This is a genomic window from Streptomyces sp. B3I8, assembly GCF_030816915.1.
Classification (GTDB): Bacteria; Actinomycetota; Actinomycetes; order Streptomycetales; family Streptomycetaceae; genus Streptomyces.
In genome coordinates this window covers 4,424,485-4,445,336 of the sequence record NZ_JAUSYN010000002.1, presented here as the reverse complement: position 1 = coordinate 4,445,336, position 20,852 = coordinate 4,424,485, and the positions used below count along the sequence as shown (strand labels likewise).

Genomic DNA, 20,852 nt, shown 5'->3' with positions numbered 1-20,852 from the left:
ACCCGACTGAGGTTTGGCTCACGGCGCCGTAGGTACCATGCCAGTCATGACTGCGTCCGTCCCCGACGCGCCCACGGACACCACTGCCGCCGCCGGCGGCGGTCCCGCGGCGCTCTCCCTTCCCCACCCCGTGAAGCCCAAGCTGCGTGGCTGGCTGCACCTGGGCATGTTCCCCACCGTGCTCGTCGCCGGTCTGGTCCTCACCGCGCTCGCCGACTCCACGCGCGGCCGGATCGCCTGCGGGATCTACGTACTGACCGCCTGCCTGCTGTTCGGCGTGAGCGCGCTGTACCACCGGGGCACCTGGAGCCCACGGATGGACGGCGTCCTGCGCCGCCTGGACCACGCCAACATCTTCCTGATCATCGCGGGCACCTACACCCCGCTGACGATGCTGCTCCTGCCGGGGGCGCAGGGGCAGTGGCTCCTCTGGGGCATCTGGGCGGCGGCCGCCGCGGGCATCGTCTTCCGGGTGTTCTGGGTCGGCGCCCCGCGCTGGCTGTACACCCCGTGCTACCTGGCCATGGGCTGGGCGGCGGTCTTCTACCTGCCGGACTTCCTGCACGCCGGAGGCGTCGCCGTCCTGGTGCTCGTCGTCGTGGGCGGTGTCCTCTACAGCGCGGGCGGCGTGGTGTACGGCATAAAGCGCCCCAACCCGTCACCGCGCTGGTTCGGCTTCCACGAGGTCTTCCACGCCCTCACACTGGCGGCGTTCGCCGTGCACTACGTGGGGATCTCCATGGTGGCGTACCAGCACACCTAGAACCGGTCCGGGCTCAGGCGGACCCGGGTCCGCATCCGCATCCGCACGACAGGGCCATGGCTTCGCGCCATGGCCCTTGGCCGATGCGGGAGAGCACGTCGGTCACCGGCCGCGCGCTCTGCCGAGGCGCTCGCCGTGCGCCCCGGGTCCCGGCACCCCGGCGCCGTTCTCCGGCTCCCCGCTCTCCCGCTCTCCCGCTCCCCGACCTCCTCTCCCATGCCATCCTGGCCGGGTGAACGGACCCGCGATCCACATCGAGTTCGCCCCCGAACTGCACCTGTTCGTACCGGCCGCCCGGCGCGACGGGGCGAGTACGGCCGCCACCGACGGCGTCTCCACGCTGGGCCACGTCGTCGAATCGCTCGGCGTGCCCCTCACCGAGGTCGGCGCGCTGATGGTGAACGGCCACGAGGTCCCGGTCTCACACGTACCCGCCGCCGGCGAGTCGGTCGCCGTACGGCCCGTAGCGCGCCCCCAGCGCGTCCCGGGCGCCCCCTTGCGCTTCCTGCTCGACGTCCACCTCGGCACCCTCGCGCGCCGGCTGCGGCTGCTCGGCGTCGACACGGCGTACGAGTCCCTCGACATCGGCGACCCCGCGCTCGCCGCCCGTTCGGCCGCCGAACAGCGTGTGCTGCTCAGCCGCGACCGGGGGCTGCTGCGCCGCAGGGAGCTGTGGGCGGGCGCGTTCGTCTACAGCACCCACCCCGACGAACAGCTCCGGGAAGTGCTCGACCGGTTCGCACCCGAACCGCACCCGTGGACCCGGTGCACCGCCTGCAACGGACTGCTCCGCGAGACCACCAAGGAGGAGGTCGCCGCGCAGCTCGAGGACGGCACGCGACGCACGTACGACGTGTTCGCGCAGTGCCGGGAATGCGGGCGGGCCTACTGGAAGGGCGCGCACCACGACCGACTGGAGGCCATCGTGGAACGCGCACTGGCCCGCGCCCACCCGGCGGACCGGACCCGTTAGGCCCGGCCCCTCGCCCCCTCTCCCGCGATCAGCCGCCCTCAGCCGCCCAGGGTCGTGCGCAGGTGGTCCGGGTCGGTGGTCGGGGCGTCGCAGACGAAGCCTCGGCAGACGTAGGCGGTCGGAGCGCCCTGCCGGAGCGGGCGGTCGGCGAGGAGGGGAAACTCGTCGCCGCCCTCGGGGCCTGCCGCGACGACCGCGCCCGGGGCCGTGCCCAGCAGTGCCGTGCGGTGCAGGGCGGCGGTGGCCGGGTCGTCGAGGGAAGGGCCGACGACGGCCACCTCGCGGGGTCCGTCGAGGAGCGCCTCGGCGACCGCCAGGCCCCAGCCGACGAAGCGGGGGGCGCGCGGGGCGAGCGTGCGCACCACGCCGAGCGCCTGCTCCGCGGCGGTGCGGTGGTCGTCGGAGCCGGTGTGCGCGGCGTACGAGAGCAGGGCGCCCGCGGCGGCGGTCCACCCGGAGGGGGTGGCGTTGTCCGTGGGGTCCTGCGGCCTGCGGATCAGCCGCTCGGCGTCGGCCGCCGTGTCGTACAGCGTGCCCTCCTCGCCGGTGAACCGGGTGCGTACATGACCGAGGAGCAGCCCGGCGAACTCCAGCCACACACCCTCGCCGGTGACCCCGGCCAGCGCGAGGAAGCCCTCGGCGACGTCCGCGTAGTCCTCCAGTACGCCCGCGTGCGCACCGGCGCGTCCGTCCTTGGAGGTACGGGCGAGCCGGCCGTGCTCGTCCAGGTGCAGCCGTACGAGGAGGTCGGCGGCGCGGAGCGCGGCGTCGACCAGGTCGGGACGGTCGAAGTAGGCGCCGGTCTCGGCGAGCGCGGCGATCGCGAGCCCGTTCCAGGCGGCGACCACCTTGTCGTCGCGGCCGGGCGCCGGGCGCGCGGACCGCGCGTCGAGCAGCCGCGACCGGACCGTGGCGATCCGCTCCGCGTCGAACACCCCGTCGGACTGCGGAAGTTGCAGCACGGACCGCCCGTGCTCGAACGTGCCCTCCTCGGTCACGCCGAAGTACCGCGCGGCGAGCTCGGCGTCGTCCTCACCGAGGACCTCGGCGAGCTCGGCCGGCGTCCACACGTAGTACGCGCCCTCGACGTGCCTGCCGGTGCCGTCGTCGCTGTCGGCGTCGAGCGCGGAGGCGAACCCGCCCTCGGCGGTGCCCAGTTCGCGCACCATGAAGTCGGCGGTCTCCAGCGCCACCCGCCGGGCGAGGCCGGAGCCGGTGGCCCGCCACAGATGCGCGTACACACGGCACAGCAGCGCGTTGTCGTAGAGCATCTTCTCGAAGTGGGGCATCAAAGACCCACCACTCCTCAGCGTGAGTACGTACCGATGGAAGCCGCCTCCCACCTGGTCGTACAGGCTCGAACGAGCCATCGCACCGCACAGCCCCTCTGCCATCTCCAGCGCCGCCACGGAACCGGCACGCGCGTGGTGGCGCAACAGGAACTCGACCACCATCGACGGCGGGAACTTGGTGTCTCCCTTGAACCAGCCGCTCGCGGGGTCGATGTCCCGGGTCAGCTGGAGGAGCGCCAGGGCCTGAGTCTCCTCGCTGGGCACCCCTGCGGACGCGATGCTCAACTCCCGCTCGGCAAGGTCCCTGGTGATCTTCGCGGCGACTTCGCCTACCTCGTCGCGTCGACTCGTCCACGCGCTGTGGACGCCTTCGAGTACCTGCCGGAAGGACGGCATCCCATGGCGGGGCTCCGGCGGGAAGTACGTGCCGAAGTAGAACGGCTCCCCGTCCGGCGTCATGAAGACGGACATGGGCCAGCCACCCTGTCCCGTGGCGGCCTGCACCGCCTCCATGTAGACGGCGTCCACGTCGGGCCGCTCTTCACGGTCCACCTTGACGGACACGAAGTGCTCGTTCATGTATACAGCGGCGTCGTCGTCCTCGAAGGACTCGTGCGCCATCACGTGGCACCAATGACACGCGCTGTAGCCGACGCTCAGGAACACGGGGACGTTGCGCCGCCGGGCTTCTTCGAACGCGCCTGCCTCCCACGGCCACCAGTCGACGGGGTTGTCCGCGTGCTGGAGGAGGTACGGGGACGTGGCCTGCGCAAGTCGGTTGGGCATGCCCCCCATCCTCGCGCACGTGCCCCCCGGTCCGCCCCACGCCACAGGGGTGGCGTCGCGCGGACGGGCGGACGCGCGACACCCCGCGACCACACCCGCGCCACGCGCCATGAGCCCGGCACGCCCGACTCCGCCGCGTCCGATCGACATCGCCCCCTGTCGCAGCCGCCGTCCGCCAAGGACACTGGGGACGGAGTCGGTTGCCACCGAAGGGGGAGCGTGGCATGCGGGACACGCATCGCGCGGATGCTGAGCGGTTGTTGGCGCGGGCCGTGGAGGAGGAGGTGCGCCGCTCCGGCGGGCGCACGGACGGCGGTGTGCTGCTGTCCCGTGCCCGGACCGCCCTGGACGCGATGGCGCAGACGGCCGCCGAGGAATACGCGGCCTACACCCGCGCCCTGGACGAGGCCGAGCAGGACCGGCAGACGTTCGCCCAGCGGTACGCGAAGGCGGGCGCCGGCACCGCCCTGACGGTCGCGGGCGTGGCCGCGCTCACCGCCGTCGTCTTCGACGCCGCCCTCGGCACCGGCGCCGGCACCGCGCTCGGCGCGGGCGTCGCCGTGGGGGTCGTCGGGGCCGCCGCCACCGTCGTGAAGGTGGGCGCCACGCATGTGCCCGCCGCCCACCACCGGGCGGGCGCGCTCGGCCAGCCGGGCGGCCCCGAGCAGCTCCGGCTGCAGTGGCTGACCGCGCTCGACGTGCGCGGCATCCGCCCGTTCCTGGACCAGCAGCGCGTGCTCGCCGCCTCCACCGGGCCGGCCAAGAGGACCGCACCCCGGCTGCGCGGCAGCGACAAGAGCGCCGCCGCCCGCAGTCGCAACGTACTGGCCCAGTCGTTCGGACAACTGCCCGCGCCCGTCGACCGGTTCGCGGGCCGGCGCACGGAACTGTCGCGGATCGCGCAGTGGGTGCACGCGGCCCGCGCGAGCACCGGGACCAGACCGACCGTGGTCGTGCTGCACGGCGCCCCCGGCTCGGGCCGCACCTCGCTGGCGCTGCGCGCCGCGCACGACCTGCGCGACCAGTTCCGCGGCGCGTGCGTCGTCGATCTGCGCGGCGACAGTCCCGAGGAGCCGCCGCTGTCCACCCGGGAGGCGCTGCTGCACATGCTGAACCGGCTCGGCGCGCCCCGCGAGCAGTTGCTGTTCCGGGAGCGGTCGGCGCCGGACCAGCAGGTCAGGCGGCTGGGCGAGCTGTACGACCGGCATCTGACGGATCTGCCGGTGACGATCGTCCTCGACGACGCGCACGACGTGGCGCAGGTCCGCGCGCTGGTGCCGGAGCACTCCGAGAGCCTGATCCTGGTCACCGCGCGGGAGCCGCTGGAGCTGCCGCCGGACCTGTCCGCGTGGGTGCACGAGCTGCCGGTCCGCCCGCTGGACGCGGCCGGTGCGGAGGAGCTGCTGAAGGCCTGCGCGCAGGACGCCTCGGGACCGTACGACGCGGAGTCGGCGGAGCGGGTCCGGGAGCTGTGCGGCGGGCTGCCGCTGGCACTGCGCCTGGTCGGTTCCTCGCTGGGGCCGCGCACCCCCCAGCGGCTCGCCGCGGACCTGGGCGCGTACGGGCCGGTGGAGCCGGTGGAGCGGGCGCTGTGGCTGCGCTACACCGACCAGTCGGAGGCGGCGCGGCGGCTGCTGCGCCGGCTCGCGCTCGCGGGCCGGGCCTCGCTGGGCGCGGCCGCGGCGGCCTCGCTGCTGGCGACGGACGAGGCGGAGGCGGCCCGGCACCTCACCGCGCTGGCCCGGGCGGGCCTGATCGACCACGTCCGCGGCGACCGCTACCGGCTGCACGACCTCGTACGGACGTTCGCGGCGGCCCGGCTGGCCGACGAGGAGGAGCCCGCCGAGCGGACGGCCGCGCAGGAGCGGTTGATCGCGAACTACGCGGAGCTCGCCGACGCGGTGCTGCGGATGGTCGACGGCAAGATGTCGACCCGTTCCGACCGTTTCGGCTCGCACGGCTTCGTCTCGCTCGACGCGGCCCTGCGCTGGCTGGACGACGAGTCGAGCTTCATCACCGCGGCCCTGCGGCACGCGGAGGGCGTCGACCAGGCGGCGGTGCTCAACCTGCTGGGCGCGCTGTGCGACTACTGCCTGCTGCGCGGCGACCTGTACCGGCTGGGCGAGATCAGCGAACTGGCGCAGTCGGTGGACCAGGGGCTGCTGGTGCGGTCCGTGCAGTGGCGCACGGGCATCGCCGCACGTCAGCTCGGTGAACTGGACCGGGCCCGGACGACCCTGACGTCCGTGGTGGACCTCTACCTGGAGGCGCACCACGACGCGGGCGCGGCGCGGGCGCTGTGCTCGCTCGGTATCACCCTGCACCACCAGGGGCAGCTCGCGCAGGCGGCGGCGAAACTGCGGGAGGCGATGGACCTCCAGGCGGCGCCGGAGCTGGCGGCGGACCGGGCGTGGACGATGCACGCGCTGGCGGCGGTGGAACGCGACCGCTCCCGGCTGGCCGAGGCGCTGGAACTCCTCGACGAGGCGCTGGAACTGCACCGGCGCAACGACTCCGTGCACGGCGAGGCATGGACCCACTACCAGCTCGGGCAGCTCGCCCTGCGGATGGGCGACCCGCACCGTGCCGAGGCCGAGCTGCGGGCCGCCCTCGACCTGTACGGCCGCACGCGCGACGGCCGCGGCGAGGCCTGGGCACTGACCCAGCTGGCGCGGACGCTGCTGGTCGGCGGGGAGGCCGCGCAGGCGGTGGAGGCGTTGGGCCGGGCGGCCGCGCGGCACCGGGAGAACGAGGACGCGCGCGGCGAGGCGTGGACGGTGTACTACCTGGGGCAGGCGCTGGAGGAGACCGGCGACCTGGACCGGGCGGTGCGGGAGCTGGAGCGCTCGCGCACGATGTTCTCCCGGATGCGGGACGTGTACGGGCTGGCGTGCGCGCGGCACCACTCGGCGCGGGTCACCCGCGACCAGCGGGCCGCGCAGACCGGTTCACTGCGCAACTCCGGCTTCGCCCGCCAGCTCCTGGTGGACGCGCGGGCCGACTTCCAGCGCATCGGGGTCGTGCACGGCGAGGCGTGGACGTGCCTGGAGCTGGCGGTGGTCGACGCGGGCAACGCCCGGACGCAGGCCGCGCTCCGGCTGTGCGACGAGGCGCTCGGGCTGTTCACGTCGTACGGGGACCGGCGGGGCGAGGACTGGGCCCGCTTCCTGCGCTGCACGCTGCTGCCGTACGCCGCGCCGGGCGGGGTGGAGGTGGGGACGGCGGTGGCCCAGGAGGAACTGGCCCAGCTCGCCCGCGCCGGCCATCCGTTGCGGGACCCGAAGCTGGACGACTACGTGTCGGCGTACCGGCTGCTGCTGGAGCGGGGCGTCAGCCTGGAGGTGCCCTGGCAGGCCTGGCCCCTGGGCATGGTCCCCGACCGCCACGCGAGGGAAGTCATGGGCGTCCCGGTCCCGGCCGGTAGGCGCCCCTGAAAGGGGCACCAGGAACTGCGCGGCGTACCCCCACCGGCCGGCGGCCGGCAACGCACCCGCGGGGGTCCGGGGGCTTGCCCCCGGGTTGGGACGGGAAGAGGCGGCGGGGGCGAGAAAAAACCGCCCGCGGCCCCAGACCGTCACCCCTTCGCCGGCGACACCCCGTCCCCCGAGGACTTCCCCTTCGCGGGGGCGGACGGCGCGGACTCCTCGAAGTCCACCTTCCGCATGTGCTTGCTCATGGACTTCATCAGCCCCCACACCGCCAGGGCCATCACCGCGAAAACGATGAAGCCCAGAACACCGGGGGTGACCTTGTTCTCGTCCAGGTCCGCCAGGGGCACGAGATGCGACACGGCCAGGCTCACGCTTGCGCTCATGCCCCCCATTGTCCCCCAGGCCCGGCGATCACCGGCCCCAGGGTTACCGCACGCCCGCGGCCAGAGCCACCGCACGCCCCCCCCCAGCGGCTACCGCACGCCCGCGAACAGGTCGTCCTCCGGCAGCGACGTGTCCACGAGCGACTTCGCCAGCTCGTACTCCTCCGTCGGCCAGACCTCCTTCTGGAGGTCCAGCGGCACCCGGAACCAGCCCCCGTCCGGGTCGATCTGCGTGGCGTGGGCGATCAGCGCCTTGTCCCGGATCTCGAAGAACTCCGCGCACGGCACGTGCGTGGTCAGCGTCCGCTCCGGGCGCGCGTTCTCCGCCCACCGCTTCAGCCAGTCCCCGTAGGGCGACTCCATGCCCCGGTCGAGCAGCGCCTGGTGCAGCGCCTCGGTGCGCTGCCGGTTGAAGCCCTGGTTGTAGTACAGCTTCTGCGGCTGGTACGCCGGGCCGTACTCGGCCTCCGGGTACTTCTCGGTGTCCGCCGCGCCCTCGAAGGCCACCATCGTGATCTTGTGGGTCATGATGTGGTCGGGGTGCGGGTAGCCGCCGTTCTCGTCGTAGGTGGTGATCACCTGGGGGCGGAACGACCTGATCTGCCGCACCAGCTCGCCGGCCGCCTTGTCGACGTCCTCCAGGGCGAAGCAGCCCTCGGGGAGCGGCGGAAGCGGGTCGCCCCCGGGCAGGCCGGAGTCGACGAAGCCGAGCCACTCCTGCTTGACGCCGAGGATCTCGCGGGCCTCGTCCATCTCCTTCTTGCGCACCTCGTGGATGTGTTCCTCGATGTACGCGTCCCCCTGGAGCTTGGGGTTGAGGATGGAGCCGCGCTCGCCGCCCGTGCAGGTCACGACCAGCACGTCCACCCCCTCGGACACATACTTCGCCATGGTGGCCGCACCCTTGCTCGACTCGTCGTCGGGGTGGGCGTGCACGGCCATCAGTCGCAGCTGGTCAGTCAAGGCTCAATCCTCGTAAGTCGGCGCCCGGTGTGCGCGAGCGCAGTCCGTTCTCTCGCCCCCGGGAGCCGTCCCCCCGGGGCGGCGGCAGGCTTGCGGGCGAAGGCTTCTATAGTGACCGAATCGGGGGGCGAATAATTCCGGGTCCGGCGGGGAACGGTGTTCCGCGGCCCTGGCCCCCGGTACGGCCGAAAGGACGATCATGAGTACGGCGAGCACGCGGCTCCCCGAGGGCCGTTACGGCCGCGCCGCGGACGAACGCGCCGATCACACGCTCAGGATCGTCGGCATCGCGCTGGGTGCGGCCCTGCTCGTCCTGGTCGGCTGGCTCGGTTACCACTACGTCGGGCAGAGCGAGATCAGCGGCCAGGTGATCACCTTCCAGGCCGTCTCGGACGAGAGGGTGCAGGCGCATCTGGAGGTGCGCAAGGACGCGGACGCGAGCGGTTACTGCACGCTGCGCTCCCAGTCCGCGAACGGCACGGAGGTCGGCCGCGCCGACTTCCGCTTCGACGGCCGGCAGACCCGCATCGACCGCGTCGTCACGCTCCGGACCACGGCCAAGGGGTCCACCGCGGAACTCCTCGGCTGCCACGCCGGCTGACGCCCCTCCCGGACGGCCCGTCCCGGGCGGTCCCGGTCCCGGGCCCGCACAGGCGGTCCGGAAACGGCCGGAGGACTCCCCCGTCGCCCGCACTGACCTGGCCGGACGACATTCTCGCGTCTTATGTCCTCCCCCTTCGGCCGGGGAATTGTTAGGCTCGTGGTTTCGCCCACCAGAAGGGGAACATTCTTCTGGGAAGGGCGATGCTTTGTATTCCCAGTACCGACGAGGAGCACCCGTGACCGAGACCAGCGAGAACGTCACCTGGCTGACCCAGGAGGCGTACAACAAGCTCAAGGACGAGCTTGAGTACCTTACTGGTCCTGCGCGCACCGAGATCGCCGCGAAGATCGCGGCCGCGCGCGAGGAGGGGGACCTGCGGGAGAACGGCGGGTACCACGCGGCCAAGGAGGAGCAGGGCAAGCAGGAGCTCCGTGTGCGCCAGCTCACGCAGCTCCTGGAGCACGCGCAGGTCGGCGAGGCCCAGACCTCCGCGGACGGCGCCGTCGGGCCCGGCATGGTCGTGACCATCGCCTTCGACGGCGACGAGGACGACACCCTGTCCTTCCTGCTCGCCTCCCGCGAGTACGCCAGCGCGGACATCGAGACCTACTCCCCCCAGTCCCCGCTGGGCTCCGCCGTGATCGGCAACAAGGTCGGCGAGGAAGCGCAGTACGAACTTCCGAACGGCAAGAAGGCCTCCGTGAAGATCCTCAAGGCCGAGCCGTACCAGGGCTGAGCCCCACCCGGGGTTCGACCCTGCCGGGGCCGGGCCCCGCCGGACCGAGCCCGCACCGCCTTCCCGGAACCGCCCCCGACGCCCCACGGCGCCGGGGGCGGTTCCCTGTCCGCCCTGTGCCGCCGCCCGTCCTACGCCGTCGCCGAGCGGTACTTGCGGACGGCGAGGGTGCGGAAGGCGACGATGATGAGGACGGACCACATCAGCGAGGCCCACACGGGGTGCTGCATCGGCCAGGCGTCGGACGCCTGGAAGCCCGGCGGCAGGTTGCCGAACAGCTCGCGGCAGGCCTGCACATTGGCGCTGAACGGGTTCCACTCGGCGACGTGCCGCAGGAACGTCGGCATCTGGTTGGCGTCGACGAAGGCGTTGGAGATGAACGTCAGCGGGAACAGCCAGATCAGACCGCCCGACGTCGCCGCCTCCGGGGTGCGCACGGACAGGCCGATGAGCGCGCCGATCCAGGAGAACGCGTAGCCGAGCAGGAGCAGCAGACCGAACGCGGCGAGCACCTTGCCGAGGTTCTCGTGCGTGCGCCAGCCGACGAGGACGGCGACGACCGCGAGGACTATCAGGGTGAGGGCCGACTGCACCAGGTCGGCGAGCGTACGGCCGGTCAGCACCGCGCCGCGCGCCATGGGCAGTGAGCGGAAGCGGTCGATGAGGCCCTTGTGCATGTCGTCGGCGATGCCCGCGCCGGCGCCCGCGGTCGCGAACGTCACCGTCTGGGCGAAGATCCCCGCCATCAGGAACTCGCGGTAGGCCTGGGTGGACGTGGACGAGCCGACCTGGATCGAGCCGCCGAACACGTAGGTGAACAGCACCACGAACATGATGGGCTGGATGAGCCCGAAGATGAGCATCTCGGGGATCCGGGCCATGCGGATCAGATTTCTCTTCGCGACGACCAGCGAGTCCCGGACGGACTGGCCGATCGCGCTGCCGGGACGGAGCGTGACCTGGGTCCCCGCGGTGTCGGTGACGGCGCTCACTTGGTGGCTTCCTTCCTGCGGGAACTGCGGGAACTGCCGGAACTGCCGGAGCGCGTGCCGTCGGCGCCGTCCTGGTCGCCGGAACCGTCGGCGGCCTCGTCCGTGTCCTCCTCGGCCACGTGGCCGGTCAGGGAGAGGAAGACGTCGTCCAGGGTGGGCCGGCGCAGTCCGATGTCGTCGATCTCGATGCCGCGGGCGTCCAGCTCGCGGATGACCTCGGCGAGCAGCTTGGCGCCGCCGGTGACCGGGACGGTGAGCCTGCGGATGTGGTCGTCGGTGGTGACCTCGCCCTTGCCGAAGCCGTGCAGCACCCGGGAGGCGGTGGTCAGGTGGTCGCGTTCGTGCACGACGACCTCGACGCGCTCGCCGCCGGTGCGGGCCTTGAGCTGGTCGGAGGTGCCGCGGGCGATGACCCTGCCGTGGTCGACGACCGCGATGTCGTGGGCGAGGTGGTCGGCCTCCTCCAGGTACTGGGTGGTCAGCAGCAGCGTCGTGCCGCCGGAGACGAGCTGTTTGATGACCTCCCACAACTGCTGGCGGTTGCGCGGGTCGAGTCCGGTGGTGGGCTCGTCCATGAACATCACGGGCGGGGAGACGACCAGCGCGGCGGCCAGGTCGAGCCGACGGCGCATGCCGCCCGAGTACGTCTTGGCGGGGCGGTCACCGGCCTCGGCGAGGTGGAACTGCTCCAGCAGCTCCCCCGCCCGGACCTTGGCCGCCTTGGCCTTCATCTGGTAGAGCCGGCCGACCATCTGGAGGTTCTCCCGGCCGGTCAGGTACTCGTCGACCGCGGCGAACTGTCCGGACAGGCCGACCGAACGGCGGACCGCGTCGGGGTTCTTGACCACGTCGATGCCCGCGACGACCGCCCTGCCGCTGTCGGGGCGCAGCAGTGTCGTCAGGCAGCGGACCGCGGTGGTCTTGCCCGCGCCGTTCGGTCCGAGCAGGCCGAGCACCGTGCCTTCGGGGACATCGAGGTCGACGCCGTCCAGAGCCCTTACGTCACCGAAGGTCTTGACCAGCCCTTCGGCATAGATGGCGCCTGGCATATGAGTTCTCCACGTCGTCGGGGATTGTCGTCGGCCTTGCCGGCTACCGCTTTACGTTCACTTTGCCTGACGTCGAACGCGAGCGGTACTGCTTTTCGTGCGGGCGCGAGGGCGAGCGCCGGCGGGCGGCGTCACTCCCACAACACACACAGTAACGCGATGTATCGCGTCTCACAACGGGTATCAGCCCTTCCGTTTCCGTGTCCGGCGGAACGGACATGCCCCGCCCCCGACCTGCGCGGACGCTCAGCCGACGACCGTGTACCCCGCCTCGCGCAGCGCCGACTCGACCTCGGCACAGTGCTCCGGTCCCTTGGTCTCCAGATGCAGTTCCACCTCCGCCTCCGTGAGCCCGAGCCGGGGATCGGTCCGTACGTGGCTCACGTCGAGCACATTGGCATCCGCCACCGACAACACCCCCAAAAGCGTGGCCAGGGCGCCGGGCCGGTCGGTCAGCCGCACCCGCACCTGCAGATAGCGGCCGCCCGCCACCATGCCGTGCCGCAGCACCCGCTGCATCAGCAGCGGATCGACGTTCCCGCCGGACAGCACGGCCACCACCGGCCCCTCGAAGGAGCCCGGGTCCGCGAGCAGAGCCGCGACCGGGCTGGCCCCGGCCGGCTCCACGACCAGCTTCGCCCGTTCCAGGCACAGCAGCAGCGCCTTGGCCAGGTCGTCCTCGGTGACCGTACGGACCTCGTCGACCAGGTCCTCGATGATCCGGAACGGCACCTCGCCGGGCCGGCCCACCTTGATCCCGTCGGCCATCGTGACCGGGTTGTCCACCGACACGGGGTGTCCCGCCGCCAGCGACACCGGGTACGCGGCGGCTCCCTCCGCCTGCACGCCCACCACCCGCACGTCCGGCCGCAGCGCCTTCACCGCGACCGCGATCCCGGCCGCGAGACCGCCCCCGCCGATCCCGACGACGATCGTCCGCACCTCCGGGCACTGATCCAGGATCTCCAGACCGAGCGTGCCCTGACCTGCGCAGACGTCAGGGTGGTCGAACGGGTGGATGAGCACCGCGCCGGTCCGTTCGGCGTACTCCTGGGCGGCGGCCAGCGTCTCGTCGACCACCTGGCCCTCCAGGCGCACCTCGGCGCCGTACTCCCGGGTCGCGCTGATCTTCGGCAGCGGTGCGCCCTTCGGCATGAACACCGTCGAGCGCACACCGAGCAGCGAGGAGGCCAGCGCCACCCCCTGCGCGTGGTTCCCCGCGCTCGCCGCGACGACCCCGGCGGCGCGCTCCTCGGGCAGCAGCCCCGCGATGCGCACGTAGGCGCCGCGCAGCTTGAACGAGCCGGTGCGCTGGAGGTTCTCGCACTTCAGCCGCACCGGCGCGCCAACCAGCCGGGACAGGTACCGGCTCCCCTCCAGGGCGGTCACGCGCGCGATGCCGGAGAGCATCTTCTGCGCGCCGCGTACGTCGTCCAGCGTCACCGTGGTCAGGGCTCGGGCCGTGCTGTACCTCATGCCCCCAGTCTCGCAGCCCCGGGCCCGCCGCACCGGGCGCGACCACGGGCCGAGACCGGAACGCGAACCCGGCCACGGGCCGGGACGGGGCCGCGCCCGCGGGCCGGGACCGCACCGAACCCGGTCACGGGCCGCGACCGGGGCCGGGACCGCACCGGTTTGCGCCGCGCCGGTACGGGCCACGCCCCGGCCGCGTACCCTTGTCGACCAACACAGCCGCCCCCTGTACGAAGTGAGCCCCCGCCATGCCCACACCAGAAATGTCGATGGACATGACGACCGTCGGTGACACCGGTCTCCTGGACACGCTGCAGCACGAGGTCGCGGTGTTCGCACGCCGCGCCGAGCAGACCCGGCTCGGTGGGGTGGGACAGGTGCGCAACTCCATGGACCGCGCCGCGTACCTCCTCCTCAACCGGCTCGACAGCGAGGGCCCCATGGGCGTCAAGGCGCTCGCCGCGAGCATGGGGATCGACTCCTCCACCGTGACCCGCCAGGTGGCTCCCCTGGTGGACACCGGACTGGTCAAGCGGACCTCGCACCCGGAGGACGGCCGCGCGGTGGTGCTTCAGCTCTCCCCGCGCGGGCAGGCCCGGCTGGGCGAGGTCCGCGCGTCGCGGCGGCAGTTGATGGCCGAACTGACGCACGACTGGGCTCCCGAGGAGCGCGACACGTTCACCGCCCTCCTCACCCGCTTCAACGGCGCGCTGTCGGCGCGGCAGGCGGTACAGGGCGGTACGGCGGAGCAGCCGCCCGCGTCCTGAGCTCCTGAGCTCCTGAGCTCCTTAACGACAGGGCCCCCGCGACCGCTCCCGGGCGGGCCCGCCGCTTCGTGCCGGTGCCCGTCGCACTCTTGACCGCGGGGCGCTTTCTGGCCTCATATGAGACCGGGTGCCGGTCGCCTGCGGCCGGGGCCCCTCATCCGGGATCGCTTGAGGGCGGGCGGGAGGCGCGGTGCGCAGACGGGAGGCGTCGCACAGTGCCCGCCGGGCGCGGGAGTTCGAGGCGTTCGTCGCCGGCGCGGCCGGCCGGCTGCTGCACACCGCCACGCTGCTCACCGCCGAGGTGCCCGACGCCAATCCGCGCGCCCGGCGGCTGCTCACCCTCGCCCTGGCGCACACGTACGCCGCCTGGGACCGGCTGCGCGGCGAGGACCCCTACGACCGCGCCCGCCGGCAGCTCGCCGCCCGCTTCGCGCGTACGGCGTGGCACACGTACGGCACGTTCGGCCGGCACCGCCCCGACGCGGCCGGGTCGTCCGGCCCGCACCGCCCCGGTCCGGCCGGGGCGCTCGCCCGGCTCACGCCGCAGGAGCGGCTGATCGTCGTCCTGCTGCTGCACGAGGGCGTCGCGGAGGAGCAGACCGCCGCGCTGCTGGGGCTGTCGGTGGAGCGCGTGCGCGCCCTCCACGCGCGGGCGGTGGCCGCGCTGCTGCACCCGCCGCGCGGCCCGGCACCGGCGAGGGTAGAGGTGGCCCCCTCGTGAACCAGACCCAGCGGGAGGCGGCCGTGCGGCGGCTGCTGGAGAGCGCTCCCCCCGTGGTGCCGCCGGAGCTGTACGCGCAGGCGGTGCGGCGCGGCGGGCGGATGCTGCGTCGCCGCAGGGCCCTGCTGCGGCTGCTGTGGCTCCTGCTGTGCGCGGCGGCCGTCGCCTTCGCGGTGTGGGCGGCGACCGTACACCCCTGGGTGGAGCCGCCCTCGGACACGACTCCGCCGCTCACCGGGTGGTGAGCGGCGGAGGTCGTCGGACCGGCGGTGCGGACGCGGCCGACGGGCGCCGTCCGCGGGCCGAGGACGGTTCCTAGCCGAGGGCCTGCCGCAGGTCCGCCAGCAGGTCGTCGACGTTCTCGATGCCGACGGACAGGCGGACGAGGTCGGCCGGGACCTCCAGCGCCGAACCGGCCGCCGACGCGTGCGTCATGCGCCCCGGGTGCTCGATCAGGGACTCGACGCCGCCGAGGGACTCGCCGAGCGTGAACACCTCGGCGCGGTTGCAGACCTCGACCGCCGCCTCCTCACCGCCCTCGACCCGGAAGGAGACCATGCCGCCGAAGGCCCGCATCTGCTTCGCGGCGACCTCGTGACCGGGGTGGTCGGGCAGCCCGGGGTACAGCACGTGGCTCACGCGCGGGTGCCGGGTGAGCATCTCGGCGACCCGGCCGGCGTTCTCGCTGTGCCGGTCCATGCGCACCGACAGCGTCTTGGTGCCGCGCAGCACCAGCCAGGAGTCGAACGGCCCGGCGACCGCGCCCATCGCGTTCTGGTGGTACGCGAGTTCCTCGCCCAGCGCCTCGTCCGCCGTGATCAGCGCGCCGCCGACGACGTCGGAGTGGCCACCCATGTACTTGGTCAGCGAGTGGACGACGACGTCCGCGCCCAGCGCCAGCGGCTGCTGGAGGTACGGCGTGGCGAACGTGTTGTCGACGACGAGCCGGGCGCCGGCGTCCCTCGCGACCTGGGCGACGGCGGCGACGTCGGTGATGCCGAGGAGCGGGTTGGAGGGCGTCTCCACCCAGATGACCTTGGTGTTCTCGGTGACGGCGGCGCGGACGGCCGCCGGGTCGCTGGTGTCGGCGACCGACCACCGCACGCCCCAGCGGGAGACGACCTTCGCGAAGAGGCGGAACGTGCCGCCGTAGGCGTCGTTCGGGATCACCACGTGGTCGCCGGGCTGGAGCAGCGTGCGCAACAGGCAGTCCTCGGCCGCCAGTCCGGACGCGAACGCGAGCCCGCGGCGGCCGCCCTCCAGGGCGGCGAGGTTCTCCTCCAGGGCGGTACGGGTCGGGTTGGCGCTGCGGCTGTACTCGTAGCCGCCGCGCAGCCCGCCGACGCCGTCCTGTTTGTAGGTCGAGACCTGGTAGATCGGCGGGACGACCGCGCCGGTGAGGGGATCCGCGGTGTTGCCCGCGTGGATCGCGAGTGTCTCGAAGTGCTGACTGATGTGCCTGTCGCTCATGTGTCCCGAGCGTAGTGCGCCGAGCGGGCACACGCCGTCCCGGCGGGTCCCGGCCGCTGGCCTGGAGGTCGCCCCCGAAAGTCGCCCCGGAAGTCGCCGCCCCGGGTACGGACGCACGGCGCGTCGAACCGTCGTTCGGTCGGGTTGGCCAATTGTCGGACCCGTCTGGAACCCTTGGGGCATGGAGATTCTCTGGGTTCTGCTGGCGATGGCCATGCTCGGCATGGTCGCTCTGCCGTTCCTGCGGCGCAGGAGTGGCGGGCTGGAGCTGGTCCCGCCCGGCCATCCGGACGCCGCCGACCCGGCGAACTACGGCTTCCTGCCGGAGGAGGAGCTCGACCTCCGGCTGCCGGGACCCGACCAGGACCTGCTGGACGTCCTGGAGGTCGTCCAGCGGACGCAGGACTACCGGGCCGCCGCGCAGTTGCTCGCGGGCACGGAGAAGGAGGGCGAGCTGCGCTGGCAGCGCGTGCAGGCCTTCGCCGGTGCCGCGTCGCTGGAGCTGAGCCGGCGGCCGGGCGGCGTCGGCGAGATACCGGGCGGGCAGTGGCTGCGGGTGTGGCGCGCGGAGCAGCCCAAGGACGCGGGCGGGGCCGCGGTGCACGCCGAGTTCCTGGCGCAGCAGGCGTGGCGGACGGCGACACCGGGGACGGACGAGTTCCGGATCATCATGGAGGAGGCGAGGGCGGCCTGCGGCGAGGCGGCGCTGCTGGCGCCGGGTGACCCGGTGCCGTACATCGTCGAACTGTCCGTCGCGCGCGGGCTGGGGTATCCGCGGGCGGAGTTCGAGCAGCTCTGGCTGAAGATCCTTGACCGCGCGCCCGCGCACATGGGGGCGCACATGGCGGCCCTGCGGTACTGGTGCGAGAAGTGGCACGGCTCGCGGCAGCTCGCGTCCGCCTTCGCCGAGGCCGCGGCGGCGCGCGCACCGCGGGGCTCACTGCTGTCGGCGCTGCCGCTGTTCGCGGTGTTCGAGCACCTGCCCGAGGTCAACCTGGTGCGCGGCCTGTACCAGAGCGAGGTCGTCACCACGGCGGTGCACGGCGCGCTGCACGCGGTGCACTCGGCCCGCCCGGACGACCCGACGCTGCCGCACGTGCGGCACATGCTGGTGTACTTCCTGGTCGCCGGCGAGCGCTGGGCGGAGGCGATGAGCCAGCTCGTCCACGTGGACGGCCACGTGGGCGCCCTCCCCTGGGTCCTGTCCAGCGACCCGGCCGCCGGCTACGCGGTCTGCCGCGCCCTCGCGGTCGGCGGCTTCGAGGCGAACGGCGGCAACCCGATGACGGTGCCGAGCTAGGGTCTGTTGGCACGGCGGTCGGTCCCCGCTGCGCGGGGCCGACCGCCGTGCCCGTACGTCAGCCCTGGGTGCGCGCGGGCAGGCGCCAGTTCGGGCGCGGGAAGTGGCACGTGTAGCCGCTCGGATACCGCTGGAGGTAGTCCTGGTGCTCGGGCTCGGCCTCCCAGAAGGGGCCGACCGGCTCCACCTCGGTGACGACCTTGCCCGGCCACAGACCGGAGGCGTCCACGTCGGCGATCGTGTCCTCGGCGACCCGCTTCTGTTCGTCGTCCACGTAGTAGATCGCCGAGCGGTAGCTCATGCCGATGTCGTTGCCCTGGCGGTTCCTGGTGCTCGGGTCGTGGATCTGGAAGAAGAACTCCAGGAGCGCGCGGTAGTCGGTCAGCTCCGGGTCGAAGAGGATCTCGAGGGCCTCCGCGTGCGTGCCGTGGTTGCGGTACGTCGCGTTCGGCACGTCGCCCCCGGTGTAGCCGACGCGGGTCGAGACCACGCCCGGCTGCCGGCGGACGAGCTCCTCCATGCCCCAGAAACATCCGCCCGCCAGCACGGCCCTCTGCGTCTGCCCAGCCATCGCGGCTCCTCCAGTCGGTGAAAGTCTTCGGCCGAAGCTCTTCGGCGTGGTCACTCGGGCCGCCCGGCTCGCACACCGCCGGGGTTCACGGCCCACCCTCGTCAACCCGGGGCGGGTCCCCGCCATTCCACCGGGGTCTGCGGAGCGTGCGGCCCTCCCGGACGCCCGGGCCCGGGAGGGCCGGACGCCCGGGCCCGCTCACTTCGACAACGACGAGGTCACCGCGTCCGTCCCCCAGCTCGCCAGCAGCCGCAGGGCCTCCGCCGACGGGGAGCCCGGCTCGGCGTGATACGTCATGAAGCTCTGGTCCGGGTCGTCGGCCAGGTGGAACGTCTCGAAGGACAGGGTCAGCTCACCGACCAGCGGATGCCGTATCCGCTTCGCCCCGTAGCTCTTCTCCTTCACGTCGTGCGTGGCCCACAGCCGCCGGAACTCCTCGCTCTTCACGGACAGCTCGCCCACCAGCGCCGACAGCCGGGGGTCGTCGGGGTGCCGGCCCGCGTCCATGCGCAGGTAGCTGACCATGTCCGACGCCTTCTGGTCCCAGTCGACGAACAGGTCCCGCTGGTCCGGGTGCAGGAACACCAGGCGCGCCCAGTTCCGCTCCGACGCCGGGAGCCGGCCCCAGTCGCCGAACAGCGCGGCGGCCATCCTGTTCCAGGCGAGAATGTCCGAGCGCCGCCCGTAGACGTACGCGGGCACCGTCTCCACCGACTCCAGAAGCTGCAGCAGCGCCACCCGCACCTGCTGCGTCGGCGCCACGGCCTTCTTCTTGTGCCGCTTCGGCTTCGCGAGGTCCAGCAGGTGGGCGTGCTCGGCGTCGGAGAGCCGCAGCGCGCAGGCGATCGCGTCCAGGACCTCCGCCGAGACGTTGCGCCCGTTGCCCTGTTCGAGCCGGGTGTAGTACGCCACGGACATCCCGGCGAGCTGCGCCAGCTCCTCCCGCCGCAGCCCCGGCACCCGGCGGTGCCGGCCGAACGAGGGCAGCCCCACCTCCTCCGGCTTGAGCCGGGCCCGCCGGGTACGCAGGAACTCGCTCAGTTCGGCACGCCGGTCCAGCTGTCCATCCATGCCTTCCAGTATTCACGGTCGTACGCCCGTGAACCTGACCCCGCCAGTAGTAGGCACGGCGGACGTACGCAAAGCCGTGGCCTGGGTGGATGTCCGCGAGCCAGGCACCGTGGAGGTCATACCGAGCACCACCGGGCATCACCGATGCCCCACGTCACGAGATGCGGAGATCCCGAGACCATGACCACCACTGTCGCCGCGTACGCCACGCCCGCCGCCAAGGCTCCGCTGGAGCGCACCACGATCGAGCGACGCGCGGTCCGTGAGCACGACGTCCTCATCGACATCCAGTTCGCCGGCATCTGCCACTCCGACATCCACCAGGTCAGGGAGGGCTGGGGCGAGGCCATCTTCCCGATGGTCCCCGGCCACGAGATCGCGGGTGTCGTCTCCGAGGTCGGCCCCGGCGTGACGAAGTTCGCGGTCGGCGACCGCGTGGGCGTCGGCTGCATGGTCGACTCCTGCCGCGAGTGCGACAACTGCAAGGCCGGCTTGGAGCAGTACTGCACGGGCGGCAACGTGATGACGTACAACGGCGTCGGCAAGGACGGGGAGGTCACCTACGGCGGCTACTCCCAGAAGGTCGTCGTCGACGAGGACTTCGTCGTCCGCATCCCCGACGCCCTCTCCCTGGACGTCGCCGCGCCGCTGCTGTGCGCCGGCATCACCACGTACTCCCCGCTGCGGCACTGGAACGCCGGGCCCGGCAAGAAGGTCGCCGTCCTCGGCATGGGCGGCCTCGGCCACATGGCCGTCAAGCTCGCGCACGCGATGGGCGCCGAGGTGACCGTGCTGTCGCAGTCCCTGCGCAAGAAGGACGACGGCCTGAAGCTGGGCGCCGACCACTACCACGCCACCAGCGACCCGAAGACCTTCGAGGACCTGCGCGGCACGTTCGACGTCATCCTCTCGACGGTGTCGGCCCCGCTCGACTTCGCCGCGTACCTCTCCCTGCTGCGCACGGACGGCGTTCTGGTGAACGTCGGCGCCCCCGAGGAACCGGTCTCCCTCAACCTCTGGTCCCTCTTCCACGGCCGCTACTCCCTGGCCGGCTCCGGCATCGGCGGCATCCGCGAGACCCAGGAGATGCTCGACTTCTGCGCCGAGCACGGCCTGGGCGCGGAGATCGAGCTGATCACCGCCTCCGAGATCAACGAGGCGTACGAGCGCATCCTCGCCGGCGACGTCCGCTACCGGTTCGTCATCGACGTCTCGACGATCTGACCGATCAGGTCCTCGGGGAGGCCCACGGACAAGCGTCCGTGGGCCTCCCGCGTACCGAGAGTGAGAGACGGGCGCTACAGCGCATCGAACGGGGGCACGATGCGCACGATGACGATCAGAGGGTCCCGTGGTGCCACAAGGGAAGGAGAACCAGCCCCCGGCGGCGTCCATGCGCCGCAGGCCGCCCGGCCGCGGACCGTTGCCGACCCCCTGCGACGAGGCGGCGGACGACCGGCCGTGCGGATCCGTCATCAGCGCAGAGGGGCGAGAAGCGTGTGCCCTG

General features: G+C 72.7%; 19 protein-coding genes. 10 read left to right on the top strand and 9 right to left on the bottom strand.

The features are described from left to right. Positions 1-46 precede the first annotated feature (46 nt). Both QFZ64_RS21955 and QFZ64_RS21950 read left to right on the top strand, forming a co-directional pair. Complete coding sequence (locus tag QFZ64_RS21955; protein WP_307068292.1) at positions 47-763, top strand: hemolysin III family protein; 717 nt, start codon at positions 47-49, stop codon at positions 761-763. Positions 764-995: 232 nt separating this feature from the next. Then, positions 996-1,736, top strand: a complete 741-nt coding sequence (locus QFZ64_RS21950) for a Mut7-C RNAse domain-containing protein (protein WP_307068290.1) — start codon at positions 996-998, stop codon at positions 1,734-1,736. 38 nt (positions 1,737-1,774) lie between these two features. On the opposite strand, the gene QFZ64_RS21945 is transcribed toward QFZ64_RS21950, so the two are convergent. Beyond that, the gene (locus QFZ64_RS21945) at positions 1,775-3,814 is read right to left on the bottom strand and encodes a thioredoxin domain-containing protein (protein WP_307068288.1); all 2,040 of its coding nucleotides are present in this window, start codon (positions 3,812-3,814) and stop codon (positions 1,775-1,777) included. A gap of 224 nt (positions 3,815-4,038) precedes the next feature. Between QFZ64_RS21945 and QFZ64_RS21940 the strand changes: the two genes are divergently transcribed. After that, the gene (locus QFZ64_RS21940) at positions 4,039-7,248 is read left to right on the top strand and encodes a tetratricopeptide repeat protein (protein ID WP_307068286.1); all 3,210 of its coding nucleotides are present in this window, start codon (positions 4,039-4,041) and stop codon (positions 7,246-7,248) included. 140 nt (positions 7,249-7,388) lie between these two features. Here QFZ64_RS21940 and QFZ64_RS21935 read toward each other — a convergent pair whose 3' ends face one another. Together QFZ64_RS21935 and mca are read right to left on the bottom strand one after the other, a co-directional pair. After that, a complete protein-coding gene (locus QFZ64_RS21935; protein ID WP_307068284.1) occupies positions 7,389-7,637 on the bottom strand; it encodes a hypothetical protein in 249 nt (82 codons plus the stop codon). A gap of 81 nt (positions 7,638-7,718) precedes the next feature. Next, positions 7,719-8,570, bottom strand: coding sequence for a mycothiol conjugate amidase Mca (gene mca / locus QFZ64_RS21930; protein WP_307071813.1), 852 nt, complete (start codon positions 8,568-8,570; stop codon positions 7,719-7,721). A 220-nt stretch (positions 8,571-8,790) separates the two neighbouring features. On the opposite strand from mca, the gene QFZ64_RS21925 reads away from it, so the two are divergent. Beyond that, on the top strand, positions 8,791-9,192 hold the full coding sequence (locus QFZ64_RS21925; protein WP_307068282.1) for a DUF4307 domain-containing protein: 402 nt from the start codon (positions 8,791-8,793) through the stop codon (positions 9,190-9,192). A 238-nt stretch (positions 9,193-9,430) separates the two neighbouring features. Then, the gene (gene greA, locus QFZ64_RS21920; RefSeq protein ID WP_307068280.1) at positions 9,431-9,931 is read left to right on the top strand and encodes a transcription elongation factor GreA; all 501 of its coding nucleotides are present in this window, start codon (positions 9,431-9,433) and stop codon (positions 9,929-9,931) included. Positions 9,932-10,062: 131 nt separating this feature from the next. On the opposite strand, the gene QFZ64_RS21915 is transcribed toward greA, so the two are convergent. The 3 genes from QFZ64_RS21915 to ilvA form a co-directional block, all read right to left on the bottom strand. Continuing rightward, positions 10,063-10,923 carry an ABC transporter permease gene (locus QFZ64_RS21915; protein ID WP_307068278.1) on the bottom strand — a complete coding sequence of 287 codons (861 nt, stop codon included), beginning with the start codon at positions 10,921-10,923 and terminating at the stop codon, positions 10,063-10,065. Then, positions 10,920-11,972, bottom strand: coding sequence for an ATP-binding cassette domain-containing protein (locus QFZ64_RS21910; RefSeq protein WP_307068275.1), 1,053 nt, complete (start codon positions 11,970-11,972; stop codon positions 10,920-10,922). The genes QFZ64_RS21915 and QFZ64_RS21910 overlap by 4 nt, the downstream gene beginning before the upstream one ends. Positions 11,973-12,218: 246 nt before the next feature. Further along, positions 12,219-13,448: a threonine ammonia-lyase gene (gene ilvA / locus QFZ64_RS21905; protein WP_307068273.1), complete on the bottom strand. Its 1,230-nt coding sequence runs from the start codon at positions 13,446-13,448 to the stop codon at positions 12,219-12,221. Positions 13,449-13,708: 260 nt separating this feature from the next. On the opposite strand from ilvA, the gene QFZ64_RS21900 reads away from it, so the two are divergent. From QFZ64_RS21900 to QFZ64_RS21890, 3 genes are all read left to right on the top strand, one after another. After that, a complete protein-coding gene (locus tag QFZ64_RS21900) occupies positions 13,709-14,212 on the top strand; it encodes a MarR family winged helix-turn-helix transcriptional regulator (protein WP_307071812.1) in 504 nt (167 codons plus the stop codon). A gap of 190 nt (positions 14,213-14,402) precedes the next feature. Then, a complete protein-coding gene (locus QFZ64_RS21895) occupies positions 14,403-14,933 on the top strand; it encodes a sigma factor-like helix-turn-helix DNA-binding protein (RefSeq protein WP_307068271.1) in 531 nt (176 codons plus the stop codon). Further along, complete coding sequence (locus QFZ64_RS21890) at positions 14,930-15,178, top strand: hypothetical protein (protein ID WP_307068269.1); 249 nt, start codon at positions 14,930-14,932, stop codon at positions 15,176-15,178. The genes QFZ64_RS21895 and QFZ64_RS21890 overlap by 4 nt, the downstream gene beginning before the upstream one ends. Positions 15,179-15,248: 70 nt before the next feature. Here QFZ64_RS21890 and QFZ64_RS21885 read toward each other — a convergent pair whose 3' ends face one another. Further along, on the bottom strand, positions 15,249-16,403 hold the full coding sequence (locus QFZ64_RS21885; protein WP_307068267.1) for a cystathionine gamma-synthase: 1,155 nt from the start codon (positions 16,401-16,403) through the stop codon (positions 15,249-15,251). A 181-nt stretch (positions 16,404-16,584) separates the two neighbouring features. Here QFZ64_RS21885 and QFZ64_RS21880 point away from each other — a divergent pair, with 181 nt between their 5' ends. After that, on the top strand, positions 16,585-17,703 hold the full coding sequence (locus tag QFZ64_RS21880; RefSeq protein ID WP_307068265.1) for a hypothetical protein: 1,119 nt from the start codon (positions 16,585-16,587) through the stop codon (positions 17,701-17,703). A 58-nt stretch (positions 17,704-17,761) separates the two neighbouring features. Here QFZ64_RS21880 and msrA read toward each other — a convergent pair whose 3' ends face one another. Both msrA and QFZ64_RS21870 read right to left on the bottom strand, forming a co-directional pair. After that, entirely contained in the window at positions 17,762-18,274 is a 513-nt protein-coding gene (gene msrA / locus QFZ64_RS21875) for a peptide-methionine (S)-S-oxide reductase MsrA (protein WP_307068263.1), read from the bottom strand. Positions 18,275-18,472: 198 nt separating this feature from the next. Further along, a complete protein-coding gene (locus tag QFZ64_RS21870; RefSeq protein ID WP_307068261.1) occupies positions 18,473-19,345 on the bottom strand; it encodes a helix-turn-helix domain-containing protein in 873 nt (290 codons plus the stop codon). A 180-nt stretch (positions 19,346-19,525) separates the two neighbouring features. Here QFZ64_RS21870 and QFZ64_RS21865 point away from each other — a divergent pair, with 180 nt between their 5' ends. Further along, the gene (locus QFZ64_RS21865) at positions 19,526-20,569 is read left to right on the top strand and encodes an NAD(P)-dependent alcohol dehydrogenase (protein WP_307068259.1); all 1,044 of its coding nucleotides are present in this window, start codon (positions 19,526-19,528) and stop codon (positions 20,567-20,569) included. Positions 20,570-20,852 lie beyond the last annotated feature (283 nt).

Excerpts from the sequence above, each read along its gene's own strand:
- QFZ64_RS21955 (WP_307068292.1), top strand. The coding sequence starts at position 47 with ATGACTGCGTCCGTCCCCGACGCGCCCACGGACACCACTGCCGCCGCC.
- QFZ64_RS21945 (WP_307068288.1), bottom strand. The coding sequence starts at position 3,814 with ATGCCCAACCGACTTGCGCAGGCCACGTCCCCGTACCTCCTCCAGCAC.
- QFZ64_RS21940 (WP_307068286.1), top strand. The coding sequence starts at position 4,039 with ATGCGGGACACGCATCGCGCGGATGCTGAGCGGTTGTTGGCGCGGGCC.
- QFZ64_RS21935 (WP_307068284.1), bottom strand. The coding sequence starts at position 7,637 with ATGGGGGGCATGAGCGCAAGCGTGAGCCTGGCCGTGTCGCATCTCGTG.
- mca (WP_307071813.1), bottom strand. The coding sequence starts at position 8,570 with ATGGCCGTGCACGCCCACCCCGACGACGAGTCGAGCAAGGGTGCGGCC.
- QFZ64_RS21925 (WP_307068282.1), top strand. The coding sequence starts at position 8,791 with ATGAGTACGGCGAGCACGCGGCTCCCCGAGGGCCGTTACGGCCGCGCC.
- QFZ64_RS21910 (WP_307068275.1), bottom strand. The coding sequence starts at position 11,972 with ATGCCAGGCGCCATCTATGCCGAAGGGCTGGTCAAGACCTTCGGTGAC.
- ilvA (WP_307068273.1), bottom strand. The coding sequence starts at position 13,448 with ATGAGGTACAGCACGGCCCGAGCCCTGACCACGGTGACGCTGGACGAC.
- QFZ64_RS21900 (WP_307071812.1), top strand. The coding sequence starts at position 13,709 with ATGTCGATGGACATGACGACCGTCGGTGACACCGGTCTCCTGGACACG.
- QFZ64_RS21885 (WP_307068267.1), bottom strand. The coding sequence starts at position 16,403 with ATGAGCGACAGGCACATCAGTCAGCACTTCGAGACACTCGCGATCCAC.
- QFZ64_RS21880 (WP_307068265.1), top strand. The coding sequence starts at position 16,585 with ATGGAGATTCTCTGGGTTCTGCTGGCGATGGCCATGCTCGGCATGGTC.
- msrA (WP_307068263.1), bottom strand. The coding sequence starts at position 18,274 with ATGGCTGGGCAGACGCAGAGGGCCGTGCTGGCGGGCGGATGTTTCTGG.
- QFZ64_RS21870 (WP_307068261.1), bottom strand. The coding sequence starts at position 19,345 with ATGGATGGACAGCTGGACCGGCGTGCCGAACTGAGCGAGTTCCTGCGT.
- QFZ64_RS21865 (WP_307068259.1), top strand. The coding sequence starts at position 19,526 with ATGACCACCACTGTCGCCGCGTACGCCACGCCCGCCGCCAAGGCTCCG.